Origin of the sequence: Cellulomonas sp. IC4_254 (genome assembly GCF_011603975.1) — a bacterium.
Lineage (GTDB): Bacteria > Actinomycetota > Actinomycetes > Actinomycetales > Cellulomonadaceae > Cellulomonas.
Genome location: NZ_JAANNB010000138.1, coordinates 1 through 10739, shown reverse-complemented (window position 1 = coordinate 10739; position 10739 = coordinate 1). Strand labels below are relative to the sequence as shown.

The following is a 10739-nucleotide window of genomic DNA, read 5'->3' as shown; positions in this document are numbered from 1 at the left end:
CCCGCGCAGACCGCGCCCCACACCCCGGAGGCACGCCGTGACCGACACCACCCTCAGCACCGCCGCCGACGGCGCCCCCGCGCGCCCGGTCGACCGCCGGCTGGTCATCGTCGTGCGCGCCGACCCGGTGATCTGCGGCCACTCCGGCGAGGCCCGGAACCTCGCCGAGGCGGCGCTCGACCGCGGGTTCGACGAGGTCCGGATCGTCACCTGGCCGATCGACCGGCTGCAGGCCGCGGGCCTCCCGCTCAAGCCGCTCGACCGCGTCCTGCCGTACCGCGAGGGCGTCGTCGTCGAGCGCCCCGGCCCGGTCGGCGACTACAAGGTGCCGGACGGCCGCTGGGTCGCCGGGCTCATCGGCCGGCTGGTCGAGCTGTTCACCGACGGCGTCCCCACGGTCGCGCTCTCCCTGTACCTCAGCCCGCACGCCACGGCCGTCGCCGACGCCGTGCACGTCGCCCGCCGCACCGGCCTGCCGGTGAACGTCACGACCGTCGCCGAGGCGGTCGGCTCGGACGTCACCAACGTGGTGCGCGCCTGCGTCGAGGCCGACCAGTTCGGCGCGGCCGCGCACGTGCTCGCGTCCTACCTGGAGCACGACGTCTGCCTCGCGGTGTCCGAGTACACCCGCGACCTCATCGTCACGGAGGCCGAGGCGCTCGACGCCAAGCACGGCACCACGTTCGCGGCGCAGTGCCGGGAGCGGGTCCGGATCTCCTACCCCGCGGTCGACGTCGCGCAGTACCTGGCGCGGGACGACGCCGAGACGGACGCCGTGCTCGGGGCGCGCGGGCTCGACCGGGACGGCTACGTGCTCTACCTCTCCCGGCTCGCCGCGGCCAAGGGCGTCGACGACCTGATCGACGGCTACGCCGCGAGCGGGGCGCCCGGCACGCACCGGCTCGTCATCGCCGGGAACGGCCCGGAGGCCGCCCAGCTGCGCGCGCACGCCGCGGCCTCGCCCGTGGCCGACCGGGTGCTGTTCCTGGACGACGTGTCCGACGACGAGAAGCCGCACCTCATGGCCGGCGCCGCCGCCTACGTGCTGCCGAGCAAGCCGCGGCCGGAGTTCGTCGAGACCTTCGGCATCGCCCTCGTCGAGAAGATGCTCTCCGGCGGCGGGCCCGTCATCACGACCGACACCGGCGGCATCCCGGAGGCCGTCGGCGACACGGCGATCATCGTGCCCGTCGAGGACCCGGCGGCCATCGCGGCGGCGCTCGACCGGGCGCTGGGCGTCACCGGCGCCGAGCGCGAGGAGTGGGCGGACGCGGCGCGGGAGTTCGCGCTGCAGTTCGACCGCGCGGTGGTGCTGGACAAGATCCTGGAGGCGGTCGACGCGGTGGCGCCCGCGCGGGGGTGACGCCCGGGAAATGGGGCTGGACACGGCAGAGCACGGTCCGGTTAGCGTGAGCGACGTCGATCCGGCAGCCGCCCCGAGGGATCGCCCGTCGACGCCCGAGGTACGAACATGCAGGTCATTCCCAGGAGCTACGGCACGCTCGTCATCATGACCCCGGAGGAGATGCGCGAGAAGCGGGCGGAGGAGCTCGCGAGCATCGGTCTCGACCTCGAGACGATCGAGGAGCGGTACGAGACCTGGCAGCTCTCGCCCGAGCAGCGCATCGCGTACGAGGAGTACCTGACGCTGGGCAGGATGCTCGGTGAGTGACGGGGCACCCGACGGAGCCGGGGAGCCCGCACCCGCCGACCCGCTCGACGGCGGGACCCTGGCGGACCTCACCGAGCGGTTCGCCGCCGACCTCCGGAGCACCCTGCGGGGCGTCGTGCCGGGCACGCCGGGCACGCTCGTCGTCCGCCCGACCGCGACGCCGCTGACGCACCAGATGGTCCAGCAGGACCCGTCGAAGGGGGTCCCGCTCGCAGTGGACGGCGTGGTCGTGCTCCGGCTCCGCGCGTCCTTCGACTGCGGCTGGGACCACACCGGGCGGTTCCTCGCCGTCCGCCGGTCGAGCATGTCCGTCGCGGCGGAGGGCACCGACGAGCCGCTGTTCCGGTACGACTACGACGCCGGCTCGGACGACAAGGTCCCGGCGGCCCACCTCAACGTCCACGGGCACCGTGACGAGCTGGTGTTCGCGATGATCGCCGCCGGGCACCGGCTGCGGGGCCGGGCGCGCACCGCGGCGGTCCGCCGGGGCCAGGTGCCCCGCGTCTCGACGCTGCACTTCCCGCTCGGCGGGCACCGGTTCCGCCCGTCGTTCGAGGACGTCCTCGAGATGCTGGTCCGGGAGTTCGGGCTCGACACCCGGCCCGGCTGGCGCGCGGCCGTCTGCGCGGGCCGGGCGCGGTGGCGAGCGGTCCAGCTGCGCGCCGCCGTGCGCGACGACCCGGCCGGAGCGGCGGAGGCGCTCGGCGACCTCGGGTACACGGTCCGGGTGCCCGGGCCGCGACCGGCGGTCGCCGAGGTCGGTCAGTCGCAGTAGTCGCAGATGCCGGTGCCCGGCAGCACCATCGAGCACGTCGGGCAGGTCTTCGTGAACTCGACCGGCTCGGGCTTCCTGGCGCGGGGCGGCGCGGCGGCGCGCGGGGCCTTCGGTGCCTTGGGCGCGGCCGACCGCGTCCGCCCGGGGGCGGCGGCGCGTGCGGCCGCGGCGGCCTGCGGCACGTCGAACCCGCGCCGGGCCAGCAGCGCCTGCGCCGCCTCCTCGCCGCCGTGGAACTCGTCGGCGCCGGCGAGCCGCCCGGTCGCGAACCGGTGCGCGACCCCGAGGATCGCGGTCGCCGGGTAGGGGCGGTCCTCGTGGAGGAAGAAGCCGCCGCCGGCGGGGAAGCCGTAGACGCCGAGGAAGGCCTCGGCCCCGCGGGAGTCGTGCTCGGCGATGGCCTGGAGGATGTGCGCGCGCGTCACGGCGGAGAAGGTCGCCACGTCGCAGAAGCCTACGTCGTCCGCTCGGGCCGACCCGCGGCGAGGGGCCCAGCACGGCTGTGACGTCCCTTGCACCGCGAGGGGGGGCGCCGGGCCGCTCACCGCGCGGACCCGCCCCGCAGCCGGTAGGAACTAGGGGCATGACCACCCGCGTCGGCTTCCACAGCTCGCACGAGCAGGTCCACCCGTCCGCCCTCCTCGCGGCGGTCCAGCACGCGGAGGAGGCGGGCTTCGACGCCGCCATGTGCTCCGACCACTGGGCGCCGTGGGGCACGAACCAGGGCCACTCCGGCTTCGCCTGGACCTGGCTGGGCTCCGCCCTGGCCACCACCCGGCTGCCGTTCGGCACGGTGAACGCCCCCGGCCAGCGGTACCACCCGGCGATCATCGCCCAGGCGGCCGCGACGCTCGCGGCGATGTACCCGGGCCGGTTCTGGGTCGCGCTCGGCTCGGGCGAGAACATGAACGAGCACATCACCGGCGACCCCTGGCCGCCCAAGCCCGAGCGGGACGCCCGGCTGCGCGAGTGCGTGCAGATCATCCGCGCGCTCCTCGCCGGCGAGGAGGTCACGCACCACGGGCTGGTGACGGTCGACCGCGCGCAGCTCTGGACGCTCCCGGAGGTCCCGCCGCGCCTGATCGGCCCCGCCGTGACGCCGGAGACCGCGCGGGCGCACGCCGACTGGGCGGACGGCCTGGTCACGGTGAACCAGGACGTCGAGACGATGCGCCGGGTCGTCGGGGAGTACCGGGACGCCGGGGGTCGCGGGCCGATCGCGCTGCAGGTGCACGTGTCCTACGCGTCGGACCCGCAGGAGGCGTGGCGGCTGGCGCGCGAGCAGTGGGCGGGCAACGCCGCCGGACCGCCGGCCGCGTGGGACATCGCCACGCCCGAGGCGTTCGACGAGCTGGCCGCCACCGTCGACGACGACACCCTGAGCACCGGGGTGGTCATCGAGCACGACCCGGCCCGGCTGCGCGACCGACTGGTGGAGCTGGTCGAGGTCGGGTTCGACGAGGTCTACCTGCACCAGGTCGCCACGGACGTCCGGCCGGACCACGGCAAGCACGAGGACGCCGCGCCCACGGTGACGCACCCGCCGTCGTCGCTGGACGCGTTCATCGACCTCGCCGCCGAGCACCTGCTGCCGGCGCTGCGCGCGGTCGACGCGGGCACCGGCACGGAGGGGGACGCCGCGTGAGGATCCGCGACACCGGCGACCTGTGGTGGAAGAACGCCGTCGTGTACTGCCTGGACGTCGAGACGTTCATGGACTGGAACGACGACGGCGTCGGCGACCTGCCCGGCCTGGTGCAGCGGCTCGACCACCTGGCCGACCTCGGCGTCACCTGCCTGTGGCTGATGCCGTTCTACCCGACGGCCGACCGGGACGACGGCTACGACATCACCGACTTCTTCGGGGTCGACCCGCGGCTCGGCGACGCCGGCGACCTGGTCGAGCTCATCCGCACCGCGAAGGACCGCGGCATCCGGGTCATCGCCGACCTGGTCGTCAACCACACGTCCGACCGGCACCCGTGGTTCAAGGCCGCGCGCAGCAGCCCGGACAACCCGTTCCGCGACTTCTACGTGTGGCGCACGGACGAGCCGCCGCCCACAGGCGACCAGGTCGTGTTCCCCGACCAGGAGCAGGGCATCTGGACGTACGACGAGCAGGCGGAGGCCTGGTACCGGCACCGGTTCTACCGGCACCAGCCCGACCTCAACACCGCGAACCCTCAGGTCCGGGACGCCATCGCCAAGGTGGTCGGCTACTGGGCCGAGCTCGGGCTGGCGGGGTTCCGGGTGGACGCGGTGCCGTTCATGCTGGCCGACGCGGCGAACTCCCCCGCCGACGACATCGAGCACCCGCACGAGTTCCTCAAGGCGCTGCGGTCGTTCCTGAGCCGGCGGACCGGCGACGCGATCCTCATGGGCGAGGTGAACCTGCCGTACGACCAGCAGCGGCTGTTCTTCGGGGACCAGGACGGGGACGGCTCGGCGGAGGGCGACGAGCTCAACCTGCAGTTCGACTTCGTCGCCATGCAGCAGATGTACCTCTCCCTGGCCCGGCAGGACGCCGGGGCGCTCGCGCAGGCGCTGCAGGACCGCCCGCACATCCCGCACGACGCGCAGTGGGCCACGTTCGTCCGGAACCACGACGAGCTGACGCTGGACAAGCTGTCCGACGACGAGCGCGCCGAGGTGTTCGCGGCGTTCGGCCCCGACGAGGACATGCAGCTCTACGGCCGCGGGCTGCGCCGCCGGCTGCCCCCGATGCTCGACGGGGACCCGCGCCGGATCCGGATGGTGTACTCGCTGCTGTTCACCCTGCCGGGGACGCCGGTGCTGTTCTACGGCGAGGAGATCGGCATGGGCGAGAACCTCGCCGCCGACGGGCGGCTCGCCGTCCGCACGCCGATGCAGTGGACGTCGGGCCGCAACGGCGGCTTCTCGGCGGCCGCCCCGCGCCGGCTCTCCGGCCCGGTCCCCGACGGCGGCTACGCGCCCGCGCACGTCAACGTCGCCGACCAGCGCCGGGACCCGGACTCGCTGCTGTCGTTCGTCAAGACGCTCGTCCGGCGGTACCGGGAGTGCCCGGAGCTCGGCTGGGCGGAGCGCGCGGAGGTCCTCGACCAGCCGCACACCGCCGTGCTGGCGCACCGGTCGACCTGGCAGGACGCGTCGATGATCGCGGTGCACAACCTCGGGCCCGAGGCGGTCACGGTGCCGCTGCGACTGCCCGACCTGGTCCGGGAGCCGGGCGAGGCGGGACCCGCGGACGGCACGGCGACCACCCGCAGCGCCGCCGGCGACGACGACCCGGTCCGCCTGGTCGACCTGCTGGAGGACGGCACCTGCGAGGTCGACCCGGACGGCCGGGTCGAGGTCGAGCTGCCGGCGTACGGCTACCGCTGGCTGCGCGTCGTCCGCCCGGGCTCGCGCCGCCTGCTCTGAGCGCCGTGGCGCCGGGTCAGGGGCGGGTGACCGTCCGGCGGCCCGCCGCCAGGTCCATCAGGCGCGGCAGGATCACGTCGCCCGCGGCCCGCAGCCCGTCGTGCAGGTACTCGTTCGTCACCCAGACCTGCGCGTTCCCCACGGCGTCCGCCGTGCCGCGCGCGAGGTCCAGGTCGACGTACGGGTCGTCCACGTACTGCACCGCGGCGACCGGCACCTCGTTGGCGGCGAGCCGCTCGGGGTCGTAGAGCGCGGGCCAGGAGGTCCGCGCGGCCAGCGCCTCGGCCGCCGCCCGGAACGGCCGCAGCGCCCGGACCTCAGCGAACATCCAGGGGAACACCGCCTCGCCGGTGAGGGCCAGGGGCCGGGCGTCGGGCGCGTGGTCGGGCCGGCGGTCGAGCTCGGCCTGGGCCGCCCAGCCGCCGTCCCGCTCGCCCTGGTGGTAGATGACCTCCTGCAGCACCGCGTACAGCGGGTTCGCGACGAAGCCGGTCTGGGTCTGCACCGCCAGCGCGAACGCGTCGTCGGGGGCGCCGTCGGCGTCGAGGTCGACGGTGTCGAGCAGCCAGTGCAGCGCGTCGACCCCGGTGCTCATGCCGAGCGGCATGCCCAGCGTCTGCAGCCGGCGCACGGTGAACGGGTCGCCGTCGGGCAGCACGACGTCCCCCGCCGCGAGCCGGTCCGCGAGCGCCCCGAGCAGCTGGACGTCCTCCGGGTACCGGCGGGCGAACTCCGCGACCCGCGCGGCCTGGCGCGGGAAGGTGCGGGCGTAGACGTCCTCGGCGGTGGCGCCGATGCCGGGCAGGCCCCCGGTCACGTAGCAGGCGGTGAGCGCCTCGGGGTGCCGCGACAGGTACGTCAGCGTGAGGAACCCGCCGTACGACTGCCCGAGGGTGGCCCAGCGCCGCCCGCCGTACACCGCGCGGCGGACGGCCTCGGCGTCCTCGACGATCGCGTCCGCCCGGAAGCACGCCAGGTAATCCGCGGCCTCCTCGCCCGAGCCGAACCGCGCGATCGTCCGCCCGTCGACCCGCGAGGAGCGTCCGGTGCCGCGCTGGTCGAGCAGCACCACCCGGTGGGTGCGCAGCGCCGTCGACCACCAGCCGCCGCCGAGCGGGCGCGGGCCCATCCCGCCGGGTCCGCCCTGCAGGAACAGCAGCAGCGGCAGGTCCTCGGCGTCGCGCGCCGGGTCGACGAGCTCGCGCGCGAACACCTCGATCGTGGGGTACCGGGACGGGTCCTCGCGGTCGACGGGCACCCGGACCCGGTGGTCCCGGACCAGCACCGGGGGCACCAGCCGGGGCTCGGAGGTGCGGACGGCGGACGTGCGGGCGCGACGGCGGGCGGCCGGGGAGGCGGGGGTCACGGCAGCACCCTAGGGTGTCGCGGACCGCTCCGGACCCGGGCCGGCACCCCGATGCCGGAGGACCCCGTGCCCGGACGGACGATCGTGATCACCGGCGCCAGCGACGGCATCGGCGCCGCCGCGGCACGCCGGTTGGCGGCCGACGGCGAGCGCGTCGCGCTGGTCGGGCGGGACCCGGCTCGGACGGCCGCGGTCGCCGCGGAGGTCGGCGCCCCGCACCACCTCGCGGATTTCGCCGAGCTCGACCAGGTGCGCCGCCTCGGAGCCGAGCTGCGCGACGCCTACCCGCGGATCGACGTCCTCGCCAACAACGCCGGCGGCATCATGGGTCCGCGCTCGGTCACGGTCGACGGCTTCGAGCGCACCCTCCAGGTGAACCACCTCGCGCCGTTCCTGCTCACGCACCTGCTGCTGCCGACCCTCCTGACCAGCCGCGCGTCCGTGATCGCCACCTCCAGCGTGGCGGCCGGCCGCTGGGGGCGGATCGACCTCGACGACCTGGGCGACGAGCGCCGCTACCGCCCCGCGAAGGCCTACGGCGACGCCAAGCTCGCGAACGTGCTGCACACCGTCGAGCTCCAGCGCCGGTACGGGTCCAGGGGGCTCGCGGCGGTGGCGTTCCACCCGGGGATCGTCGCGACCAGCTTCGCGAAGGAGACGCACCACCTGATGCGGCTCGTCTACCACACGCCCCTGCGCCGGCTGCTGACCATCACCCCCGAGCAGGGCGGCGGCTACCTCGCGGCGCTCGCCGCGGGCACGCCCGGGGTCGACTGGGCGCCGGGCGGGTACGTCGAGCAGGGCCACGCCGCCGTCCCGCCGCCGCAGGCCGCGGACGCCGACCTCGCCCGCCGGCTCTGGGACGTCAGCGCGGCGCTCGTCGGCGTCTGAGCCGTCCGCGGGCGGTCCCGGGGTCGGTCTGAGGCGGCGCGGCGACGGCCGTGTTTCCGCACGGTCACCGCCGCCGGGCCCGGGTGACACCTGCGTGAAATCCCGGGCCGGCCCCTGTCCCGGCCCACCGGCGGGCCCCGACACTCGGCTCGGGCCGCACGGCCCGGCGACGACGCGAGCACCCCGGGGGCAGGTGGCCATGACGACCGACGACACGCTCGGGAGCACCGGGCTCGCGGAGCCGGACCCGCCGTTCGGGCGGCTGACCGTCGGCGCCCCGGCGCCCCGGTGGCTGCACACCGCCCTCTGCGCGGGCTGGGGCTGGGACCCGGCGCGCACGACCGTCGACCTCCTCGCGCTCTCGCACAACGCCACCTTCCGGGTGTCGGTCGACGGCCGCCGCGCCGCGGTGACCCGGGTCGCGCCGCCCGCCTACATGGAGGACACCGCGGCGGTCGAGTCCGAGGTCGCGTGGATGGCCGCGCTCGGCGAGGCGGGCACCGTCCGGGTGCCCGTCGTGGTCCCGCCGGTCGACGGCCGGGACGTCGCCCTGGTCCCCGACGACGACGAGCGGCACTGGGTCTGCCTGACCTGGCGGTACGTCCCGGGGCCGTCGCTGGACGAGGCGCTGGCGGACGCCGAGCACCCGGACGCCTGGCACCGCAGGGTCGGCACCACCGCGGCCCTGCTGCACGAGCACGCCCTCGCCTACCACCGGCCGCTCGACTTCGTCCGGCCCACGTGGGAGCCGGCCGACCTGGTCGGGCCCGGCAGCCGGTGGGGCGCCTGGGAGCACGCGCGCCTCCCGGCGGCCGACCTCGCGCTGCTGGGCCGGGCCCGGGACGCCGCCCTCGACGCCCTGCGTGCCGCGTCCCGGGCCCCCGACTCCTGGGGCCTGGTGCACGCCGACCTGCGGCCCGGCAACCTGCTGCTCGACGGGGACGACGTCACGCTCATCGACTTCGACGACTGCGGGTTCTCCTGGTTCGTCCTCGACCTCGCGGCTGCGCTGTCGTACGTCGAGCACCTGCCCGACGCCCCCGAGCGCGCCCAGGCCTGGGTGGCGGGGTACCAGGACGTGCGGCCGCTGACCCGGCAGGACGCCCGCACCGCCTGCGCGCTGTCGATGCTGCGCCGGCTGCAGGTGCTCGGCCGGACCGTCACCGACCCCCGCGGCGGCCCGTCGGGCGCGCTCCGGGCCGAGCAGCCCGCCGGCTCCGTGCTCGTCGCGGAGCGCTACCTCCGCTCCCCGACCTGGCTGCTCACCTGACCGCGGGCGTGCCACGCTGGGTGCCGTGACCGACGCACAGCCCGCCGGCGACCTCGCCCGGCTGACCGCACTCGTCCGCGAGTTCAGCGCGGAGCGGGACTGGGAGCAGTTCCACGACCCCAAGTCCCTCGTGCTGGCCCTGGTCGGCGAGGTGGGCGAGCTCGCCGAGCTGGTGCAGTGGCTGCCCGCCGGCGACGCCGTGGCGCACTTCGCCGACCCCGAGCGGCGCCGACGCGCCGGCGAGGAGATCGCCGACGTGCTCGTCTACCTGCTGCGGCTGGCGGACGTGCTCGGCGTCGACGTCCTCGCCGCGACGCTGGACAAGCAGGCCGAGGCCCGGCGGCGGTTCCCCGTCGCGGAGGTGCGCGGGGTCGCGCCGCGACGCGACTGAGCCGTCGGGGGTCGTCGGGGGTCGTCGCGGGTCGTCGCGGCGGGGACCGGCAGGTCGTCGCCGCGGGGACCCGCCGGGTGTCAGGCGACGGCGCGGCGTCGCGGCAGGCCGAACCGGTCCAGGTCGCGGGCCACGTGCACCGTTGCCGACCCCGCCCGCGCCCGCGCCTGCTCCCCCAGCGCGCCGAGGTCCTCGTACCGCCCGGAGAAGTGGCTCAGCACCAGAGTCCGCACCCCCGCCGCCGCCGCGAGCGCGCCCGCCTGGCCCGCGGTCAGGTGCCGGTACTCCGCCGCGAGGTCCGCGTCCTCGTCGGCGAACGTGCACTCCGCCAGCAGCAGGTCCGCCCCGTCCGCGAGCGCCTCGGCGCCCGGGCACGGCGCCGTGTCCATCACGACCGCCGCGCGCTGCCCGCGGCGCGGCACGCTGACGTCCTCGAGACGGACCGCGCCGAGCCGCCCGTCGCGCTGCAGCCGGCCCACGTCCGGCCCGGCGACCCCCGCCGCGGCGAGCCGGTCCGGCAGCAGCGTCCGGCCGTCGGACTCGGTCAGCCGGTAGCCGAACGTCTGCACCCGGTGCCGCAGCGGCTCGACCGTGAGACCCTCGGCCACCTCCCCGGCGGTCGCGTGCGGGTGCAGCCGCAGGTCGAGCCCCGGCGTCGCCAGCCCGGCCAGCGCGCGCACCACGGCCTCGCCCTCCGCCGGGTAGTGCAGGTGCACCGGGTGCTCGACCCGGTCCAGCACCATGCGGGACAGCACCCCCGGCAGGCCGTAGCTGTGGTCGCCGTGCACGTGCGTGAGGCAGATCCTGGTGATCGACGGCGGCGCGACGCCCGCCAGCGTGAGCTGGCGCTGCGTGCCCTCACCGGGGTCGAACAGGTACGCCTCGCGGTCCCACCGCAGGACGTAGCCGTTGTGGTTGCGCGTGCGGGTGGGGACCTGGGAGGCCGTCCCGAGGACGACGAGCTCGCGCACC

At 76.0% G+C, this 10739-nt stretch carries 11 protein-coding genes; 8 read left to right on the top strand and 3 right to left on the bottom strand.

Going from position 1 to position 10739, the window contains the following annotated elements; genetic code table 11:
* The first annotated feature begins 37 nt into the window (after positions 1-37).
* The 3 genes from G6556_RS13350 to G6556_RS13340 all read left to right on the top strand — a co-directional run bounded on the left by G6556_RS13350 (position 38) and on the right by G6556_RS13340 (position 2447).
* On the top strand, positions 38-1363 hold the full coding sequence (locus G6556_RS13350; protein ID WP_166942180.1) for a glycosyltransferase: 1326 nt from the start codon (positions 38-40) through the stop codon (positions 1361-1363).
* Positions 1364-1471: 108 nt separating this feature from the next.
* On the top strand, positions 1472-1672 hold the full coding sequence (locus tag G6556_RS13345; protein WP_166942177.1) for a hypothetical protein: 201 nt from the start codon (positions 1472-1474) through the stop codon (positions 1670-1672).
* The gene (locus G6556_RS13340) at positions 1665-2447 is read left to right on the top strand and encodes an FAD-dependent oxidoreductase (RefSeq protein ID WP_166942174.1); all 783 of its coding nucleotides are present in this window, start codon (positions 1665-1667) and stop codon (positions 2445-2447) included. The genes G6556_RS13345 and G6556_RS13340 overlap by 8 nt, the downstream gene beginning before the upstream one ends.
* Here G6556_RS13340 and G6556_RS13335 read toward each other — a convergent pair.
* Complete coding sequence (locus tag G6556_RS13335) at positions 2435-2890, bottom strand: hypothetical protein (RefSeq protein ID WP_166942171.1); 456 nt, start codon at positions 2888-2890, stop codon at positions 2435-2437. The two genes, G6556_RS13340 and G6556_RS13335, sit on opposite strands and share 13 nt — an antisense overlap.
* 140 nt (positions 2891-3030) lie before the next feature.
* Here G6556_RS13335 and G6556_RS13330 point away from each other — a divergent pair, with 140 nt between their 5' ends.
* Entirely contained in the window at positions 3031-4092 is a 1062-nt protein-coding gene (locus G6556_RS13330; protein ID WP_166942169.1) for a TIGR03885 family FMN-dependent LLM class oxidoreductase, read from the top strand.
* Complete coding sequence (locus G6556_RS13325) at positions 4089-5849, top strand: alpha-amylase family protein (RefSeq protein WP_166942166.1); 1761 nt, start codon at positions 4089-4091, stop codon at positions 5847-5849. Before G6556_RS13330 ends, G6556_RS13325 begins: the two co-directional genes overlap by 4 nt.
* Positions 5850-5865: 16 nt before the next feature.
* Here G6556_RS13325 and G6556_RS13320 read toward each other — a convergent pair whose 3' ends face one another.
* Positions 5866-7146 carry an alpha/beta fold hydrolase gene (locus tag G6556_RS13320; protein ID WP_205693456.1) on the bottom strand — a complete coding sequence of 427 codons (1281 nt, stop codon included), beginning with the start codon at positions 7144-7146 and terminating at the stop codon, positions 5866-5868.
* A 135-nt stretch (positions 7147-7281) separates the two neighbouring features.
* On the opposite strand from G6556_RS13320, the gene G6556_RS13315 reads away from it, so the two are divergent.
* From G6556_RS13315 to G6556_RS13305, 3 genes are all read left to right on the top strand, one after another.
* Positions 7282-8106, top strand: a complete 825-nt coding sequence (locus G6556_RS13315; protein WP_346774889.1) for an SDR family NAD(P)-dependent oxidoreductase — start codon at positions 7282-7284, stop codon at positions 8104-8106.
* A gap of 199 nt (positions 8107-8305) precedes the next feature.
* A complete protein-coding gene (locus G6556_RS13310; protein ID WP_166942160.1) occupies positions 8306-9376 on the top strand; it encodes a phosphotransferase in 1071 nt (356 codons plus the stop codon).
* Between the two features lie 25 nt (positions 9377-9401).
* Positions 9402-9767 (top strand): nucleotide pyrophosphohydrolase, encoded by a 366-nt coding sequence (locus G6556_RS13305; protein ID WP_166942157.1) that lies wholly within the window; start codon positions 9402-9404, stop codon positions 9765-9767.
* Between the two features lie 80 nt (positions 9768-9847).
* Here the strand turns inward: G6556_RS13305 and G6556_RS13300 are convergent.
* On the bottom strand, positions 9848-10739 hold an 892-nt coding region (locus tag G6556_RS13300), incomplete at its 5' end, for a ribonuclease Z (protein WP_205693454.1).